Origin of the sequence: Mesorhizobium sp. M0185, from assembly GCF_040322175.1 — a bacterium.
GTDB lineage: Bacteria > Pseudomonadota > Alphaproteobacteria > Rhizobiales > Rhizobiaceae > Mesorhizobium.
Window position 1 is genome coordinate 75,142 of the sequence record NZ_JAMYSY010000020.1, and the last position, 16,546, is coordinate 91,687.

Genomic DNA, 16,546 nt, shown 5'->3' on the forward strand with positions numbered 1-16,546 from the left:
TTTTTGAATTCCATTTGACTGAATAAATCTTCAGTGCCAGTCTGGCCTCTCTCGAGGGCACAAGGCATGGCACTGCGGGGAACCAATCAGGAGTTCGGGCGGCCGTATAACCGGCGCATCGTGCTCGAATCCATCCGCCTTCACGGACCGATCGCCCGCGGCGACATTGCCAGGCGGGTCGGGCTCACCGTGCAGACGGTGTCTACCATCGTTCGCGAGCTGGAAGAGCACGGTTACGTGTTGTCGCTGCGCGAAGAGCCCAAGGGGCGCGGCCTGCCACCGGCAACGCTGCGCATCAATCCGGAAGGCGGCTATGCCGTCGGCATCCACGTCACCCCGCTGGGTATCAATGCCGCCCTGATCAACCTAAGCGGCGATGTTATCGAGAGCACCTACCGCGAAGCCCCAAATGCAACGCCCGACCACGCTTTCGAGCTGATCGGCGCCATGGTGCTCGAATTGACGGCATTGCGGCCCGGCGGCCGCGTTCTCGGCATTGGCATGGCGCTGCCCGGACCGTTCGGCGTGGAGTCCATGAGCTTTGTCGGGCCGACCACCATGACCGGCTGGAAGGATGTGGCGCTGCGCGAGCGGCTGGCCGCCTCGACCGGACTGCCGGCCTTTTTCGAAACCGATATGGCGGCGGCTGCTATCGGCGAGCGCCTCTACGGCCTCGGAACGGCATATTCCGAGTATTACTATCTTTATTTCGGCGTCGGTCTCGGCGGCGTCATGGTGCATGACGGGGCGGCATTGCGCGGCGCCTGGGGAAACGCCGGTGAAATCGGCCACATTCCCGCGGTGCCGGGCGGCGAGCCCTGCCCCTGCGGCAATCGCGGCTGCCTCGAACGGTATCTCTCGCTCGAGGCGCTGCGGCGCCGCAACATCGCCGACGCCGAGTGGGTGAGCGAGATTGCACCGATCTTCCGCAACGCCGTCACCATCATCGAAAACTTGTTCGATCCCGAAACCATCATCCTCGGCGGGCTGGCGTCCACCGACCTGCTCGAAAGGCTTGCCGGCGCGGCCGCGCACCTGCCCAATTCGGTGTCGGCGCGAAGCGATCGCACGACGCCCCGCGTCAGCGTCGCACGCGGCGGCCAGCATGCGGTGTTGCGCGGCGCCGCCGCGCTTGCCGTCTCAGGAGTGCTTTCGCCGCGCTTCGGCCAGATCTTCACCGCCGAGCGCGAACGCGGTCGGGATCTCTTGCATAACAAGGGGATCGCGGCATGAGTGAACCGCTGCTCGTGCTCGACAACGTCGCCAAGAATTACGGCGCCATCGAAGCGCTGAAAGGCATCAGCTTTTCGATCGACAAGGGCGAAGTGGTGGCGCTTCTGGGCGACAACGGCGCCGGCAAATCGACGCTGGTCAAGATCATTGCCGGCGGCCTGGAGCCGACCTCCGGCCGCATGCTGTTCGAAGGCAAGGAATTCCTGGCCAAATCTCCCGCCGAGGCCAAGGCCGCGGGGATCGAGACGGTCTACCAGGACCTGTCGCTTTGCACCAATGTCGACGTGGTCGCCAATTTCTTCATGGGCCGCGAGATCACCAGGAAGGTTCTCGGCATTCCGGTGCTCGACGAGCGCGCCATGGAGCAGGTGGTGCAAAAGGCGCTGGCCAGCGCCGGCACCCGCATTCCCTCGCTTCGCACCAATGTTGAGCACCTCTCGGGCGGTCAGCGGCAGGCCATCGAGCTCAACCGATTCGTGCATTTTGGCGGCAAGCTGGTGCTTCTCGACGAGCCGTTCGCGGCACTCGGCGTCGAACAGACGCGGCGCGGCCTCGACATGATCCGCCAGGTGGCGAGCCAGGGCATCGGCGTCGTCATCATCACCCATATCATGCAACAGGCCTTCCAGGTCGCCGACCGGATCGTGGTGATCCGGCAAGGTGTCGTGGCTGGCGATGTCGCACGCAACAAAACAAGTCCCGACGCGGTGATCAGCATGATCACCGGAGAGACGCTCGCCGGTGCCGGACCGGCGAGCTGAGGGACAAACGAGGGGTCCGGCGCAAGAGGAGCGAACGACATGAAGAAAATACTTCTTTCCGTCTTCGGTATCCTGGCACTGGCCTTTGCCACGCTCACGCCGGCATTCGCCCAGTCCAAGGGCACCGTCTACTACATGGTGCCGACATTGCTCGATGAGTTCCAGACCGGCTCGGTGAGCGCGCTGGAGTTGTTCCTGAAGCAGGTCGGCTACGAGATGAAGACGCTGAACGCCGACAACAAGACCGACGCTCAGCAATCGCAGATGAACGACGTCATCGCGCTGAAGCCGTCGGCGATCATTCTTGCCGCCGTCGATTTCAATGCGCTGAAACCGTCGATCGAGGCCGCCCGCGCCGCTGGCATCCCGGTCGTCGAGTTCGACCGCCAGATCACCTCGACCCCGTCCGACTTCACCTCGGTGGCCGGAACCGTCGAGATCGGCTACGTCGCCGCCGACCAGGCACAAAAGCTCCTGACCGCGAAGAACGGCTCGGTGAAGGGCAAGATCCTGCAGGTGCTCGGCGATCCGGGCGACCCCTACACGCTCGACATCCAGAAGGGTTTCGAGGAGAAAATGAAGGCGTTCCCGGACGTCAAGATCATCTCGCTGCCAGCCATGCAATGGGAGGCCAGCAACGCCGGCACCATCGTCGCCGACCAGATGCTCGCCAACCCCGACATCGACCTGATCTTCAGCCATGCCGCGCATCTTTCGGTCGCTGCCGTCGCCTCGCTCGAGGCCGCCGGCAAGAAGCCGGGCGACGTCATGCTGATGAGCTCGAACGGCGCTCCGGTCGGCCTCGACCTGATCCGCAAGGGCTGGCTCAATGTCGAAGTCGAGCAGCCGCTCTACGCCCAGGCTGCGGCGGTCGCGATGTTCATAGACAAGGTGGTCAACAAGCAGGAGATCAAGCCAGGCGAATACGACGTGCTCGGCCTGAAGTCGACCGTGACCAAGGAAGCCTGGGGGCCAAACATCAAGATCCCCGGCGCTGCGATCACCAAGGAAAATGTCGATAACCCGGCCTTCTGGGGCAACATGAAGCCGCCGACCGAAACCATAAAGCCGGTCGAATAGCGAACTCGCCATAAGCTCCGGGCCATGCCGGCCCGGAGCCCAGCCCTGCAGCCCCAGTGCGTTCAAACGGACGCGCGCGGGTATGCCGCAGCAATTTTCAACCGCGCCTGATCTTTCCGAAGAACGAATGGTTTTCGGGGTCGGCGCCAACCGGATCCTGAGATGAACCCCCGCACGCGCCAAACCCTCGAGTTCATCCTCGACAATCTTGTCTGGTTCATGCTGGTCTTCGTGCTGGTGGTCTTTTCCATCCTCATCCCCAACTATTTTCAGCTCGGCATCTTCGCCAACATTATCGAGGCCTCGAGCGTGCTCGGCGTCATGTCGATCGGCCTGGCGCTGGTCATCATCGCCGGCCATATGGACCTGTCGGTCGAATCGGTGGCGGCGCTCAGCGCCATGGCGGTCGGCATCCTGTTCTGCTCGTCGGGCATCGGCCTTGGCATCCAGTTGCAGCCGCAATGGCTGATGGTTCCTGTTTCGCTGCTCATCGCGCTTGCCGTCGGCGGCCTCATCGGCGCCATCAACGGCTACCTGGTGGTCAAGGTGAAGATGAGCGCCTTCATCATCACGCTGGCCTCCTACATCTGGGTGCGCGGCCTCGTGCTGGTCATCTCCGGCGGCCGCTCGGCGCAGGACCTTGCGCCGGCAATCCGCTGGTTCGGCATCCAGCGTCTGGGCGGCCTGCCGCTGACTGCCTGGATCGCCATTGCGTGCTTCGTGGTGTTCTCGCTGATCATGGCCAAGACGCCCTTCGGCAGGCACCTGGTCATGATCGGCGGCAACGAGACGGCGACCTTTCGCGCCGGCATCCGCGTCAACCGCAACCTGGTCATAGCCTTCGTTCTCGCCGGCGCCATCGCCGGCCTTGCCGGCTGGCTGCTGGCGATCCGCACCTCCGGCGCGACAGCTAATCTCGGGGTCGGCCTGTTGTTCAATGCCTTCGCCGCGGTCGTCATCGGCGGCGTCAGCCTGAAGGGCGGCGTCGGCACCTTGCCCGGCGTCTATGCCGGCGTGCTGCTGCTTTCGGCCATCAATACGGCGATCAATTTGATGGGTCTGCCGGCCAACTTCACCCAGGTGATCCATGGACTGCTCGTCCTCGCCGCGGTGCTGCTCGACGCCTTCAAGCAAACCATCCGCCAGAGGCTGGCATGACCGGCCGTCTGGAAGACAAAGTCGCGCTGATCGTCGGCAGCGCACGTGGCATCGGCAAGGGCATCGCACAGCGTTTTGCCGAAGAGGGCGCGAAGCTTGTGCTCGCCGACACCGAGGCCGAGGCCGGGCAAGCGACTGCGGACGAGCTCGGTGCCGCCTTCATACGCACCGACATCTCGCAGATGGCCGATGCGCAGGCCGCTGTTGCACTGGCGCTCGACCGTCATGACCGGCTCGACATCATGGTGCAGAATGCCGGCATCTATCCCTGGCAATTGCTGGAAAACACCAGTCCCGACGACTGGGACCGGGTCATGGCGGTGAATTTGCGTGGCAGCTTCATCGCAGCGCGCGCAGCGCTCGTTCCGATGAAGGCACAGCACTTTGGCCGCATGCTGTTCACCTCCTCGATCACCGGCCCGCATGTCACCAGCCCCGGCCACGGCCATTATTCGGCGACCAAGGCCGGCATCAACGGCCTGATCCGTTCGGCTGCGCTCGAATTCTCCGGCTATGGCATTACAGTCAACGGCGTCGAGCCCGGCAACATCCTCACCGAAGGCATAGAGCTGCATCGCGGGGCCGCCTTCATCAAGAACATGGAAGACGCCATCCCGCTCGGCCGCCTCGGCAGCCCGCGCGACGTGGCCAATGCCTTCCTGTTCCTGGCCTCTGACGATGCCAGCTACATCACGGGCACGACCATCATCGTCGACGGCGGACAGCTTTTGCCCGAGGGCAAGGATTTCCGGCTGCTGCCGCCATGATCCTCGATTTCGGCGGCGGTTTCTTCCTGCGCCGGGCGACCACCGCCGATCATGCAGCGCTTGCGATGATCTGTCTCAAGACCGGCGATGCCGGCAAGGACGCCAGCGGCCGCGAGGACGACCCGGACCTGCTCGGCCTCCTCTACACCATTCCCTACCAGGTGCTCGAACCCGAGCTGGCCTTCATTATCGATAGTCCCGCAGGTGCGGCCGGCTACCTGCTTGGCGCGGCCGGTACGGGCGCTTTCAATGCCAGCCTGGCATCAGACTGGTATCCCGATCTTCAGCGGCGCGTGGCAGACCCCGGACCCGACAGCTCGCGCTGGCGCGGCAGCGACTGGGCGCGGCATCGGGTCCATCATCCCGATTTCGCTGTTCCGCCTGCGCTGACCGCCTATCCGTCGCATGGCCATATCGACCTGTTGCCGCAAGCGCGCGGGAAAGGCATCGGCCGGCGCGCGATGGCCTTCCTCGAGCAGGGGCTTGCCGCGAGCGGCTCGACCGGCATCCACCTCGAAGTCATGCCGGAGAACGATGGTGCGCTAAGGTTCTACAAGGCGATTGGATTTGAGGTGGTGCAGGACGCTGATTCATCAAAGCGTTGTGTTTATGTGGCGAAACGGATTGCTCACGCTCCGGCGATTGCAGGCTGATCTGCGACAAGCCAATCGCCTAAGTTGCAAAGAACCGGGAGGCCTATGGAAGTACAATGCTGCCGTTCTGCAGCAGCCAGTTGCCCGCGTGAACACCTTTGCCGCGGGAACGAAACCTTCGTCGCGTGCTCCACCGCAGACACGAAAGTCACCAGCATCAACACGGTGCGGGGCTAATCCGAGTGTTGGCGGAGCGTCTACTAGTTCAGTATGGGCGGCAGGGGAACATCCGCGACCGTTCCCCCGGCCACAATCGAGAGCACATAAAGCAGATAAATGGCTAATACCAACAGGGCGAGGAATGAACCGCTGGCAAAGACTCCTGCAACCGCGGCGTCGGGATAAGCTTCGACTTGTTCTTTCTTGAAGGTGTCTTCTTCGTTACGGGTTGTCTTCACAACCCGTTCGCCTGGAAGCCGGTTTTTTTCAGCTTCCTTCGATATCTTATCCGCGAGATCTCCTGCGATCACGGGATCGTCCGGAAGATGACTCGCAAGCCATCCAGGAATATTTTCGCTCCCGCCCATGCCCATACGCAATTGAGATACTGCAAGTTGTAGCTTTCGGCAATCGTTTCCCTCATGAGAGGCAAGCAGATCAGACTTAAGTCCCTGCGGAAAGACAGTTTGAATCAGACCAAAGTCCGAGTAGCACAGCGGTCGGATGCGTCTCACCTGGGCGATCAGCTTGAGCGGTGTAGCCCAAACTGAACACATCGAGGAAAATGGTGGGCGATGACGGGCTCGAACCGCCGACATCTTCGGTGTAAACGAAGCGCTCTACCAACTGAGCTAATCGCCCGCCCCGGGCCGGACCTTTAAGCAGTTAGGATCGGCTTCGCAAGGCCAAATGAGCGGCGAGTGGCTTGGCCGGGAGCCGGTTTCGGCAACAAAGTTCGGCTTATCAAAAAACCTTCTGCTGTTTGCTGTTATGCTGTCCGGGTCCGCTTGACACCCGGTGGCTTACCCCTTATCCACCGCCCCAACGACGAACACGGCTGACACGTGCTCGTCCATGCGCGGGTGTAGCTCAGTTGGTTAGAGTGCCGGCCTGTCACGCCGGAGGTCGCGGGTTCGAGCCCCGTCACTCGCGCCATTTCTCCTTCGGGCCACGGCCCCTGGTGTCGGAGAAATGTCGACGTTGATTTGTCAAAAACCGTCTTCGTTCATGATGTAATCCATACGGTCTCACCCCTCGGCGAGCAGCGCCTCGACCTCCTGCAGCGTCGGCATGGACGGCGCGGTGCCTGGGCGCGTCACCGAGATGCCTGCGACGGCGCAGGCGAAGCGCACCGCTTCCAGAGGTTCGATCCCCCTCGACAGCGCCGCAGCCAGGCCGCCGTTGAAGGCGTCGCCAGCGCCTGTGGTCTCGACCACCGGGCCGGCGGCGACCGCTGCGACATGCTCGGAACGATCGGCCGTGTGCAGCAGCGCACCGTTTTCGCCAAGCGTCACGATGACCGCCCCAACGCCCTTCTCAAGCAGGCTGTCGGCGGCACGGCGGGCATCGTCGATGGAGGATACCTTGATGCCGGTCAGTTCCTCCGCCTCAGTCTCGTTCGGCGTGACATAGTCGCAAAGCGTGTAGATACGGTCCGGAAGCTTGTCCGCCGGCGCCGGGTTGAGGATGGTGGTCACCCCTGCCCCGCGCGCGATCTCCAGCGCCCGCAGCGCCGCCTCGATCGGCTGTTCTAGCTGGGTGACGAAAACGCCGGCCGCGCGGATCAGGCCGGCATTTGCCTCGATATCGGCGGGCGAGATCAGCATCGCCGCACCAGGACTGACGATGATCGCGTTGTTGCCGCTCGTCTCCTCGATGAAGATATAGGCGGCACCGGTGTAGCTTTCCGGCGTGTCGATGACGGCGCTCTTCACGCCGGCCTGCGACCAGGTCTGTCTCGCCATATCGGCAAAGGGGTCGACCCCGAGGCGGGTAAGGAAGGTGACATCGGCGCCGAGCCGGCCGGCTGCCACCGCCTGGTTCGAGCCCTTGCCGCCGGGGCCGAGCGTGAAGGACGTGCCCAGGATCGTCTCGCCCATGCGCGGCTGGCGGGCGGCGCGGTAGGCCGTATCGGCGACGAAGACGCCCAATATGACAACCGGCTTCATGACGATCGGTTTCGCCGGCATGCCGCTACTCCGCATCCGGTGGCACGACGCCCTTGCGGAACGCAAAACAGCCATAGAAGCGGCGCTCGCCGGTCTGGATGACGCAATAGGCCTTCTTGGCCCGTTCGTAGAAGGCGTAGCGCTCGACCGAGATCATCGGCCAGGCCTTGCCCTCGGCGGCATCGATCTCTTTTTGCACTTCCTGCTGCACGGCGGGAATGTCGTCCGGCTTGCCGACGATCTCCATGCGCGCGGCCGCGTCGTCGACGAAGGTGTCCAGCGGATAGAGCGACAGTACCGCCTTGACCACGTCGGCCGCCGACGCATCGACGCGCAGCAGCCGGCCAAGCACGGTCTGGCGCGCCACCGAATCGGACGGGAAATTGGTGTCGGCGATAATCAGATCGTCACCGTGGCCCATCGCCCGCAGCGCCTGCAGCACATCGGCATTGAGCAGCGGATTGATTCCTTTGAGCATGGTATTCCTCGCGAAGTTTGCTGGGGCGAAATCAGAGACGCTTGCCGGTCTCTGCGTCGAAGAGATGCACCTGGTCGAGCCGCGGTTTCAGGTGCAGTGTGTCGCCCGGCTTGAAGTCGTGGCGCTCACGGAACAGCGCCACCATCTCGCCCTCGCCGAAGCGCAGGAACACCAAAGTCTCGGAACCGGTCGGCTCGACCACCGAAATCTTCGCCGGAACACCATCGGGATGGATTTCGAGATGCTCGGGCCGCACGCCGTAGACGACATTACGGCCATCCTCGACGGCACTGGTCGCCGCAATCGGGAACGGCGTCCCGGCGATCTCGACGACGGGCTTGTCGCCCTTGCGCACGACGCCCTTGAGCAGGTTCATCGAGGGCGAGCCGATGAAGCCGGCGACAAACAGGTTGGCCGGCCGGTCGAATAATTCCAGCGGCGCGCCGACCTGTTCGATGCGACCGTCGCGCATTACCACGATCTTGTCGGCCATGGTCATGGCCTCGATCTGGTCGTGGGTGACGTAGATGGTGGTGGTCTTCAGCCGCTGGTGCAGTTCCTTGATCTCGGTGCGCATCTGGACACGCAGCTTGGCGTCGAGATTGGAGAGCGGCTCGTCGAAGAGGAACACCTGCGGGTTGCGCACGATGGCGCGGCCCATGGCGACGCGCTGGCGCTGGCCGCCAGAGAGCTGGCGCGGATAGCGCTTGAGGTAGGGATTGAGGTCGAGGATGTCGGCGGCGCGCTTGACGCGCTCAGTGACCACCGCCGGGTCGGTTTTGCGCAGCTTGAGAGCAAAGGCCATATTCTGCTCGACCGTCTTGTGCGGATAGAGCGCGTAGTTCTGGAACACCATGGCGATGTCGCGCTTGGCCGGCGGCAGATGGTTGACGATGCGCTCGCCGATGGCGATGGTGCCGCCGGAGACCGTTTCCAGCCCGGCCACCATCCTCAGCAGTGTGGACTTGCCGCAGCCGGAAGGCCCGACCAGCACCACGAACTGCCCGTCGGCGATGTCGACGCTGACATCGTGCAGAACCTTGACGGTTCCGAACGCCTTGGCCACATTGCGGATCGCGACTTGAGCCATCATTCCCCCTTCAGTTGCCGTGAAGCTAAACAACGCAAACGGCGAGGGCAAGTCAGTCTCTTATAGATAAAAAACCCATTCACGTTGACACCGCACTTCGTTGTGCGAATAGTGACAGTGTCCGGCTTATGACCCTGTTCCGGGCGCACCGGTACGCTTGTCCGGCACTGAATGCCAAGCGTCGCGGGAGGGAGAATTCGGGCCGCTATTTACCGGAGTCGCTGTCGTTGGGGAACATAATCGGCGCTCCACCATCTGAACCAATTCACAATTGACCTTCTGGGAGGAACGAAATGAAAGTCAGCCTTTATAACCAACTTGTCCGCGCCGGGGCCACCCGCCGCGACGTGCTGAAGGGAGCGGCCAGCATGGCCGCCCTCGCGGCGGCCTCAAGCGCCGGACTTGGTGCGCTGACGCGCACGGCTGCGGCCGCCGACGACCTGCGTGCGCAGATCCTGCAGATCCCGGGTGTCGGCAAGGGTCAGCCGACCGATGCCGACTTCCAGCAGGTCGGCGAGCTTTGCCTTGGCGCCACCAAGGCCAATGTCAAGGAAGGCGAATTCGCCGGTGTCGAACTCACCTTCATGGGGCTCAACAACCAGAACCTGCACAATGTGCTGTTTCGCGGCTTCCTGAAGCCGTGGGAGACCTATACCGGCGCCAAGATCAACTGGATCGACCTGGCGCAGGCTGACTACAACGCCCGCCTGCAGCAGTCGATCGCGACCGGCACCGTCGATTTCGACATCATCGAAATGGGGGCACCGTTCGAAGGCGACGTCTGCGGCAAGGGTCTCACCTCCGAGATGCCGGACTGGGTCAAGGACCAGATCGACATGAAGGATGTCGTGGCCTATCTGCAGCCGCCGGTGGGCACATGGGACGGCAAGCAATATCGCGTGACCGTTGACGGCGACGCACATAATTTCAACTACCGCACCGACGTGTTTGCCGATGCCGACCTCGCCAAGGCCTGGAAGGACGGCGGCGGAGAAGGCGAATGGGGCGTGCCGAAGACCTGGCAGCAGGTGCAGGCGGTGACGAAATTCCTCAAGGGCAAGCAGGTGAAGGGCCAGGATGTCTTTGGCTACCTCGATGCGCCCAAGCCCTGGGGCGGTTTCGGCTTTTATTTCCTCGGCAGCCGCGCCAGCGCCTACGCCAAGCATCCCGATGACAAGGCCTGGCTGTTTGATGCCGACACGATGAAGCCGCGCGTCAACAATCCGGCATGGGTGCGGGCGATCCAGGACGTCATCGATGCCCTGCCCTCCGAACCCGCCGACCAGATCAATGCCGACCCGAACACCACCGCCTTCCAGCAATTCCTGGCAGGCACCGGTTCGATGGTTACCTGGTGGGGCGACGTCGGTTCGAACGTCAAGACCAACGATTCCTCGGTCGTCGGCGACATCACCGGCTTCTCGATCCTGCCGGGCTCGGACGATGTCTACAACTCCAAGACCGGGCAGTGGGACAAGCTCGCCAGCGGCCCGAACCATGCACCGAACTGCGCCTATCTCGGCTGGGGCGTTTATGTCATGGCCCGCGTCGACAGCGACGAAAAGAAGAAGAAGGCGGCATGGTCTGCCGCTGCCCATCTCGGCGGCAAGGACCTGTCGCTCTGGTGCGCGGCCTATCCGTCGGGTTTCCAGCCCTATCGCAACTCGCATTTCAACATTCCGGAATGGGTGGCAGCGGGCTACGACGAGGCGTTCATCACATCGTATCTGAAGTCGGAAGCCGACAGCTACAACCATCCGAACGCGGCGATCGAGCCGCGCATCCCCGGCATCTTCCAGTACTACAGCGCTGCCGAGGACATTTTGGCCAACACCTTTGCCGGCAAGATGAAGGCGCAGGAAGGCGCCGACGCCATCGCAGCCGCCTGGGAGAAGCTGACCGACCAGATCGGCCGCGACAACCAGGTCAAGCTCTACAAAGCCTCGCTCGGCATGTAGGCTGAGATCGTGAAACTGGTTCGGCGGCGCACAGCCGCCGGACCTCACCTTGACCAACTTGGCCTCGACCGGCTCGGCCGGTCATCGAGCCTCCTGTGAACGGGCAAGACGCGTGGCTGACCGGACCCTGGCTGACCAGACTTTGTCGACAAGTGAATGGCCGGCAGGCGCCGTGCCATCGGACCTGATACCGCGGAGCCGCAAACGGCTTGGCTGGGCGCTGATGGCTGCTGCAACGCTCGGCCTTCTGGCGGTGATCGCGCTGCAAATCCTTTACAGGAGCGATGTCGATGCTATCGGCTTCGAAACCTGGCGGCCGGTGGTCTACGCCTATGTGCTGTGGGGTGTCGCGCTCGGCATCGGCCAGGTACTGACGCGCGGCGAGGACGGCCAGCGCGCTCTGTTCCTGCTGCCGGCGCTGCTGTTTACCATTGCCATGGTGATCTTCCCGACGCTGTTCGGCTTCTACATCGCGCTGACCGACTGGAACCTCAGTTCCTTCAGCGGACGGCAGTTCAACGGGCTCGACAATTTCTGGCAGATGCTGAACGACGCCTATTATCGCAATGCGCTGTTCAACATGGTGCTCTACGTGCTGGCGGTGTTCGTCGAATATGTCATCGCCTTCGGCCTGGCGCTGCTGCTCAACGCGCAGATCCGGGCACGAAAATTCTTCCGCGTCGTGTTTCTCATGCCGCTGATGCTGTCGCCGGTGGCGGTGTCGTGGATGATCGGCAAGTCGCTGATGGAATACCGCTTCGGGCCCGCCGCGACGCTGGCGCGCCATCTCGGTTGGGAAAACCCGGCCTTCTTCTCCAACCCGATCACCGCCCGCATCTCGATCATGGTGCTCGACGCGTGGACGTTCATCCCGTTCATGATGATCATGCTGCTCGCCGGCCTGCAGGCGATGTCGCGCGAGGTGCTCGAGGCAGCGCGTGTCGATGGCGCCACTGCCTGGCAGACCTTCTGGCAGGTCACCTTCCCGCTGATGCTGCCGGTGTCGGTGACAGCGGTCATCCTGCGCATCATCTTCAAGCTGAAGCTCGCCGATATCATCATCACCGTCACCTCCGGCGGGCCGGGCGGCGCGACCGATTCGGTGTCCAGTTTCATCTACCGCGAATATCGCGACCGCTCGAACGTCGGCTACGGCACGATGCTGGCGATGGCCTATTTGATCATCATCATCGTGTTCGTGACCTGGCTGCTGAAATTCGCCAGCCGCTTCGTGCGCAACGTCAACTGATCGGGCCGGCGAGATGAGCGTTCAAACCACCGACTATGCCGCCTCCGAAATCCGCTCGCCGGCGAGCTTCGTCGCCAACCGCGTCTTCATCTACGGCGCCCTCATCTTCTGGGCTTTCATCTGCCTGTTCCCGATCTATTGGACGATAACCACCTCGTTCAAGACCGCGGTCGACGTCACCCAGGGCCATCTGATCCCGTTCGTCGACTTCCGGCCCGACTGGAAGGGCTGGCGTTCGCTCGGCCTGTCGCCGGACTCGATCTTTCGGACGTCGACGGTCCGCGACGAATTCATCAAGCGTTTCATGAATTCGGTCATCACCTCGGTCGGCGCGTCGAGCCTCGCCATCGTCATCGGCAGCCTCGCCGCCTACGGGCTGACCCGCTATCGTTACAAGTTCGCCTGGTTCAGGAACGAGGATATTTCCTTCTTCTTCCTGTCGCAGCTGATCCTGCCGCCGGTGGTTTTGGCCCTGCCCTTCCTCGTGCTTTACCGGGAGGTCGGCCTGCTCGACACGCGCGTCGGGCTGATCCTGCTCTACACGCTGATGGTGCTACCGATCGTCATCTGGATCATGCGCGACCAGTTCAACTCCATCCCGGTGGAGTTGGAGGAGGCAGCACTCGTCGACGGCCTGTCGATCTGGGGCGCCTTCTTGCGCATCGTCATGCCAATCGCGCTGCCGGGCATGGTCGCCGCCTTCATCCTGGCGATGGTGCTGTGCTGGAACGAGTATTTCTTCGCTGCGCTTTTGACCTCGACCGACGCAAAGACCATCCCTGTCATGGTGGCGAGCCAGACCGGCTCACAAGGCATCAACTGGTGGTCGATGGCAGCGCTTGCCACCGCCGCCATCACACCGCTCGCCGTCATCGGCATCGCGCTCGAGCGTTACCTGATCATGGGCATGACAGCGGGCGCGGTGAAATAACTGCGCCGGCTCTCCCTTCTCCCCTTGTTGTGGGAGAAGGGAAAAGCGCGCTAACCCGAAAGTGTTGCCCGCAAATGCTCGAGGATCATGGCAACCCCTTTTTGCCCCAATTCCGCCGAGGCTTCGGGCGCACTTGCCGTGTACCAGCCGGTGTTGTCGGCGAAGCGGCCGACATCCACCGCTTCCGGGCACAGCGCCAGCATCAGTGACGTCTCGCCGGTGCCGGCATGGTCGAACGGGTACCGGCTGTGCATTGAAGCCGGCATCAGCGGATGCACCTGCACCCAGTTGAAGAAATTGCTGCCCTCGGCGTGCTCGGCATAATAGTCGGCCATCGCCGGAGAGCCCCACCAGCCTTCGCCACGTTCTTTCTCCAGGAAGCGGAAGATCGCCTGCCGGCCGGCGGCCTTGAAGGCGAGATCGGTTGGCATGCCGGCGGCAAAATTTTCGGTCTGGTGGTGAATGATGGCGTGGATGTTGCGGAAGCCGATGCGCAGCAGGCTGTAGAACAGTTCTTCCGCAAATGGCGCCAGCACATTGCCGCCGACCTGCACCGAGCCGCTGCCTTCCGGTGCTGCAACAGCATAGCTCGCCGCGCCGTAATAGAAGGGCGGCAGAATGACGATCTCGGCTTCTTTTTCGAACAGTTCCAGGCTCTTGACCACCGCCAGCGTGTCCATGCCGACGGCCATGTGCTCGCCGTGATATTCGAGCACACCCAGCGGCAACACGACCGGCCAGTTCTCGGCGATCGCCTTGCGGATCTGATGCGGCAGCATCAGTTCGTAGCGCATGACACCTACTCCATATTGGTGTGGCGGGCGCGCATCGCTTCCGCCGAGACGCCGGTCAGATCCCTGAGCTTCAGCACCATCACTTCGAAGAGGACGAACAGCGCGCCTTCGAACACCGAGCCCATCGGCAGGACGGATGTCTTTTCCGGCCCCTGGTCGTCGGCCATGGTCTGAGCCGGGATAAGCAGTGTGAAATCGGCCAGCTTCGCGGCAGAGCTGTCGGCTTGTGCGGTGAGCAGCAGGACTGTGGCACCGGCCTCGCGCGCGACCTGCATCAAGGTCAGCACCGTCGACGTCTCACCCGGGCCGGAACTGGCGAGGAAGACATCGGCCTCGCCCAGCGGCGGCGTGGTCATGTCGCCGACGACCGACACCGGCAGACCGAGATGGTAGAGCCGCATGGCAAAACCCTGGACCTGCAGCGCCTCGCGGCCGCAGCCATAGGTGACGATCCTTCTCGCGCCAGCCAAGATGGCGCAAGCTGCGTCGATACGGCTTTCGTCGATGCGCTCCAGCACGGTGCCAAGCTCGTTCAGCGCAATCCCAAACAGGTTTTCGCCGGCGTCCGTCATGACATTTGCACCAGCTTGCCGGTGCCGGAGAACCATTTGAATATCTCAGTCACATCTGCCCCGAACAGCTTGTTTTCACTCATGCTATCACCGCGAAAATCGGTGTCCAACGACACGCAGTGCTTTTGATGCGCCACAGCCGTGATAGTGTCACGGCAAAATCGCAAATGAGGAAACGGCAGCATATGAAGACACGGCATTTCGACCGCATCGGCAATGGCGGCATCACCTTCACCGAGCTCGGCTTCGGCACTGCGCCGCTCGGCAATCTTTATCGCGCCGTATCCGATGAGGATGCCAATGCTACGCTGGAGGCGGCATGGCGGGTCGGCTGCCGCTACTACGACACCGCGCCGCTCTATGGGCTGGGCCTTGCCGAAACGCGGCTCAATCCGTTCCTGCGTTCGAAGAAGCGTGACGACTACGTGCTGTCCAGCAAAGTCGGGCGCATCATGCGCGCCTGCCCGCCGGAACAGCGCACCGGCATCGGCAAATTCTTCGACACCCCATCGCGCCGCGAGGTCTACGATTACTGCTATGACGGCGTCATGCGCTCCTTCGAAGCCTCGCTGGAACGGCTCGGCGTCGACCGCATCGACATCCTGTTCGTGCACGATGTCGACATCTTCACCCATGGCAGCAAGGAAGCCTCGGACCAGCGCATCCAGGAATTCATGAGCTCCGGCTACTACGGATTGCTGGCATTGCGCGACCAGGGCGTGATCAAGGCGTTCGGCGGCGGCATCAACGAGTGGCCGGTTGCCCAGACGCTGGCCGAGCGCGGCGATTTCGATCTGTTCCTGCTTGCCGGGCGTTACACGCTGCTGGAGCAGGAAGCGCTGCAGTCTTTCCTGCCGCTATGCCAGCAACGCGGCATCGGCATCGTTCTCGGCGGGCCGTACAATTCCGGCATCCTGGCAACCGGGCCGAAGCCCGGCGCCTACTACAACTATTCGGAGGCGCCGCAGGACATCATCGACCGCGTCACCCGCATCGAGGCCGTCTGCAAGCGCCACGGCGTGCGCCTGATCGAGGCGGCGCTGCAGTTCCCGCTGCTGCATCCTTCGGTCGTCTCGGTAATCCCGGGCGGCCAGCGGCCGGGCGAAGTCGAAAGCAATCGCTCGCTGCTCGACACAAAACTGCCATCGGCGCTGTGGGCCGATCTCAAGACAGAAGGCTTGATGCGCGCGGATGCGCCGACGGCATAGCGCCGCCTTTTCCAACGACGCTGCGGGCACAGAAAAGAAAAACCGGATATACCGGCTTTTCTTTTCTCTGAAAGACTTAAGGAGGCGCTTAGTTGACCGCGTCCTTGAGGCCCTTGCCGGCCGAGAACTTCGGCACGGTGCGCGCCGGGATCTTCACTTCCGCACCGGTCTGCGGATTGCGGCCGGTCGACGCGGCGCGTTGTGACACGGTGAAATTTCCGAAGCCGACAAGCCGGACATCGCCGCCCTTTTTCAGTTCGCCGGTGATGACGGAAAACACCGCATCAACCGCCGACTGCGCGTCACCCTTCGAAATACTCGCGGCATCGGCGACAGCGGACACCAGTTCGTTCTTGTTCATAAAAATTCCCTTCCATGAGAAAACCGGAACACTCGACTCATCCGGCAGGAAACGGACTTTAGAAAGAAGCGCTCCGGCAACCAAGTCGAAAAGCGCCGGGAAAGTCGAAAAAAGCCCGGAAATCCGGGGTTCTTCACACGAAAAA

At 62.6% G+C, this 16,546-nt stretch carries 17 protein-coding genes and 2 tRNA genes; 11 read left to right on the top strand and 8 right to left on the bottom strand.

Annotation, left to right across the window (positions count from 1 at the left end; all coding sequences use genetic code 11):
- The first annotated feature begins 66 nt into the window (after nucleotides 1-66).
- The 6 genes from NKJ20_RS17750 (at nucleotide 67) to NKJ20_RS17775 (ending at nucleotide 5,652) form a co-directional block, all read left to right on the top strand.
- Complete coding sequence (locus NKJ20_RS17750) at nucleotides 67-1,233, top strand: ROK family transcriptional regulator (protein WP_352619162.1); 1,167 nt, start codon at nucleotides 67-69, stop codon at nucleotides 1,231-1,233.
- Complete coding sequence (locus tag NKJ20_RS17755; RefSeq protein WP_352745735.1) at nucleotides 1,230-1,994, top strand: ATP-binding cassette domain-containing protein; 765 nt, start codon at nucleotides 1,230-1,232, stop codon at nucleotides 1,992-1,994. The genes NKJ20_RS17750 and NKJ20_RS17755 overlap by 4 nt, the downstream gene beginning before the upstream one ends.
- Before the next feature lie 39 nt (nucleotides 1,995-2,033).
- Nucleotides 2,034-3,074, top strand: coding sequence for a sugar ABC transporter substrate-binding protein (locus tag NKJ20_RS17760; RefSeq protein WP_352745737.1), 1,041 nt, complete (start codon nucleotides 2,034-2,036; stop codon nucleotides 3,072-3,074).
- A 162-nt stretch (nucleotides 3,075-3,236) separates the two neighbouring features.
- Nucleotides 3,237-4,232: an ABC transporter permease gene (locus NKJ20_RS17765; RefSeq protein WP_352449360.1), complete on the top strand. Its 996-nt coding sequence runs from the start codon at nucleotides 3,237-3,239 to the stop codon at nucleotides 4,230-4,232.
- Nucleotides 4,229-4,999 carry an SDR family oxidoreductase gene (locus tag NKJ20_RS17770; protein WP_352745740.1) on the top strand — a complete coding sequence of 257 codons (771 nt, stop codon included), beginning with the start codon at nucleotides 4,229-4,231 and terminating at the stop codon, nucleotides 4,997-4,999. The genes NKJ20_RS17765 and NKJ20_RS17770 overlap by 4 nt, the downstream gene beginning before the upstream one ends.
- Nucleotides 4,996-5,652 carry a GNAT family N-acetyltransferase gene (locus NKJ20_RS17775; protein ID WP_352745743.1) on the top strand — a complete coding sequence of 219 codons (657 nt, stop codon included), beginning with the start codon at nucleotides 4,996-4,998 and terminating at the stop codon, nucleotides 5,650-5,652. Before NKJ20_RS17770 ends, NKJ20_RS17775 begins: the two co-directional genes overlap by 4 nt.
- Nucleotides 5,653-5,852: 200 nt before the next feature.
- On the opposite strand, the gene NKJ20_RS17780 is transcribed toward NKJ20_RS17775, so the two are convergent.
- Nucleotides 5,853-6,326, bottom strand: coding sequence for a hypothetical protein (locus tag NKJ20_RS17780; protein ID WP_352745746.1), 474 nt, complete (start codon nucleotides 6,324-6,326; stop codon nucleotides 5,853-5,855).
- A 51-nt stretch (nucleotides 6,327-6,377) separates the two neighbouring features.
- Nucleotides 6,378-6,453: transfer RNA gene (locus NKJ20_RS17785), tRNA-Val, on the bottom strand.
- A gap of 217 nt (nucleotides 6,454-6,670) precedes the next feature.
- Between NKJ20_RS17785 and NKJ20_RS17790 the strand changes: the two genes are divergently transcribed.
- Nucleotides 6,671-6,747: transfer RNA gene (locus NKJ20_RS17790), tRNA-Asp, on the top strand.
- Nucleotides 6,748-6,839: 92 nt separating this feature from the next.
- On the opposite strand, the gene rbsK is transcribed toward NKJ20_RS17790, so the two are convergent.
- From rbsK to NKJ20_RS17805, 3 genes are read right to left on the bottom strand one after another with little or no spacing between them, the layout of a single operon-like run.
- Nucleotides 6,840-7,781 carry a ribokinase gene (gene rbsK / locus NKJ20_RS17795; protein ID WP_352745748.1) on the bottom strand — a complete coding sequence of 314 codons (942 nt, stop codon included), beginning with the start codon at nucleotides 7,779-7,781 and terminating at the stop codon, nucleotides 6,840-6,842.
- 4 nt (nucleotides 7,782-7,785) lie between these two features.
- Nucleotides 7,786-8,238 (bottom strand): RbsD/FucU family protein, encoded by a 453-nt coding sequence (locus NKJ20_RS17800; protein ID WP_352745750.1) that lies wholly within the window; start codon nucleotides 8,236-8,238, stop codon nucleotides 7,786-7,788.
- A gap of 31 nt (nucleotides 8,239-8,269) precedes the next feature.
- On the bottom strand, nucleotides 8,270-9,328 hold the full coding sequence (locus tag NKJ20_RS17805) for an ABC transporter ATP-binding protein (protein ID WP_352449436.1): 1,059 nt from the start codon (nucleotides 9,326-9,328) through the stop codon (nucleotides 8,270-8,272).
- 293 nt (nucleotides 9,329-9,621) lie between these two features.
- On the opposite strand from NKJ20_RS17805, the gene NKJ20_RS17810 reads away from it, so the two are divergent.
- The 3 genes from NKJ20_RS17810 (at nucleotide 9,622) to NKJ20_RS17820 (ending at nucleotide 13,466) form a co-directional block, all read left to right on the top strand.
- Complete coding sequence (locus NKJ20_RS17810) at nucleotides 9,622-11,286, top strand: ABC transporter substrate-binding protein (RefSeq protein ID WP_352575956.1); 1,665 nt, start codon at nucleotides 9,622-9,624, stop codon at nucleotides 11,284-11,286.
- A 127-nt stretch (nucleotides 11,287-11,413) separates the two neighbouring features.
- Nucleotides 11,414-12,535, top strand: coding sequence for a carbohydrate ABC transporter permease (locus NKJ20_RS17815; protein WP_352576054.1), 1,122 nt, complete (start codon nucleotides 11,414-11,416; stop codon nucleotides 12,533-12,535).
- Between the two features lie 13 nt (nucleotides 12,536-12,548).
- Entirely contained in the window at nucleotides 12,549-13,466 is a 918-nt protein-coding gene (locus NKJ20_RS17820; protein ID WP_352614125.1) for a carbohydrate ABC transporter permease, read from the top strand.
- Nucleotides 13,467-13,516: 50 nt separating this feature from the next.
- On the opposite strand, the gene NKJ20_RS17825 is transcribed toward NKJ20_RS17820, so the two are convergent.
- Nucleotides 13,517-14,260, bottom strand: a complete 744-nt coding sequence (locus NKJ20_RS17825) for a creatininase family protein (RefSeq protein WP_352745753.1) — start codon at nucleotides 14,258-14,260, stop codon at nucleotides 13,517-13,519.
- A gap of 5 nt (nucleotides 14,261-14,265) precedes the next feature.
- Nucleotides 14,266-14,832 (bottom strand): 6-phospho-3-hexuloisomerase, encoded by a 567-nt coding sequence (hxlB, locus tag NKJ20_RS17830; protein WP_352745755.1) that lies wholly within the window; start codon nucleotides 14,830-14,832, stop codon nucleotides 14,266-14,268.
- Nucleotides 14,833-15,017: 185 nt separating this feature from the next.
- Here hxlB and NKJ20_RS17835 point away from each other — a divergent pair, with 185 nt between their 5' ends.
- Nucleotides 15,018-16,040 (top strand): aldo/keto reductase, encoded by a 1,023-nt coding sequence (locus tag NKJ20_RS17835; RefSeq protein WP_352745757.1) that lies wholly within the window; start codon nucleotides 15,018-15,020, stop codon nucleotides 16,038-16,040.
- Nucleotides 16,041-16,128: 88 nt separating this feature from the next.
- Here NKJ20_RS17835 and NKJ20_RS17840 read toward each other — a convergent pair whose 3' ends face one another.
- Nucleotides 16,129-16,401 (bottom strand): HU family DNA-binding protein, encoded by a 273-nt coding sequence (locus NKJ20_RS17840; RefSeq protein ID WP_023674657.1) that lies wholly within the window; start codon nucleotides 16,399-16,401, stop codon nucleotides 16,129-16,131.
- Nucleotides 16,402-16,546 lie beyond the last annotated feature (145 nt).

Coding starts and splice junctions, on each gene's coding strand:
- NKJ20_RS17750 (WP_352619162.1), top strand. CDS start 67: ATGGCACTGCGGGGAACCAATCAGGAGTTCGGGCGGCCGTATAACCGG.
- NKJ20_RS17755 (WP_352745735.1), top strand. CDS start 1,230: ATGAGTGAACCGCTGCTCGTGCTCGACAACGTCGCCAAGAATTACGGC.
- NKJ20_RS17760 (WP_352745737.1), top strand. CDS start 2,034: ATGAAGAAAATACTTCTTTCCGTCTTCGGTATCCTGGCACTGGCCTTT.
- NKJ20_RS17765 (WP_352449360.1), top strand. CDS start 3,237: ATGAACCCCCGCACGCGCCAAACCCTCGAGTTCATCCTCGACAATCTT.
- NKJ20_RS17770 (WP_352745740.1), top strand. CDS start 4,229: ATGACCGGCCGTCTGGAAGACAAAGTCGCGCTGATCGTCGGCAGCGCA.
- NKJ20_RS17775 (WP_352745743.1), top strand. CDS start 4,996: ATGATCCTCGATTTCGGCGGCGGTTTCTTCCTGCGCCGGGCGACCACC.
- rbsK (WP_352745748.1), bottom strand. CDS start 7,781: ATGCCGGCGAAACCGATCGTCATGAAGCCGGTTGTCATATTGGGCGTC.
- NKJ20_RS17800 (WP_352745750.1), bottom strand. CDS start 8,238: ATGCTCAAAGGAATCAATCCGCTGCTCAATGCCGATGTGCTGCAGGCG.
- NKJ20_RS17805 (WP_352449436.1), bottom strand. CDS start 9,328: ATGGCTCAAGTCGCGATCCGCAATGTGGCCAAGGCGTTCGGAACCGTC.
- NKJ20_RS17810 (WP_352575956.1), top strand. CDS start 9,622: ATGAAAGTCAGCCTTTATAACCAACTTGTCCGCGCCGGGGCCACCCGC.
- NKJ20_RS17820 (WP_352614125.1), top strand. CDS start 12,549: ATGAGCGTTCAAACCACCGACTATGCCGCCTCCGAAATCCGCTCGCCG.
- NKJ20_RS17825 (WP_352745753.1), bottom strand. CDS start 14,260: ATGCGCTACGAACTGATGCTGCCGCATCAGATCCGCAAGGCGATCGCC.
- hxlB (WP_352745755.1), bottom strand. CDS start 14,832: ATGACGGACGCCGGCGAAAACCTGTTTGGGATTGCGCTGAACGAGCTT.
- NKJ20_RS17835 (WP_352745757.1), top strand. CDS start 15,018: ATGAAGACACGGCATTTCGACCGCATCGGCAATGGCGGCATCACCTTC.
- NKJ20_RS17840 (WP_023674657.1), bottom strand. CDS start 16,401: ATGAACAAGAACGAACTGGTGTCCGCTGTCGCCGATGCCGCGAGTATT.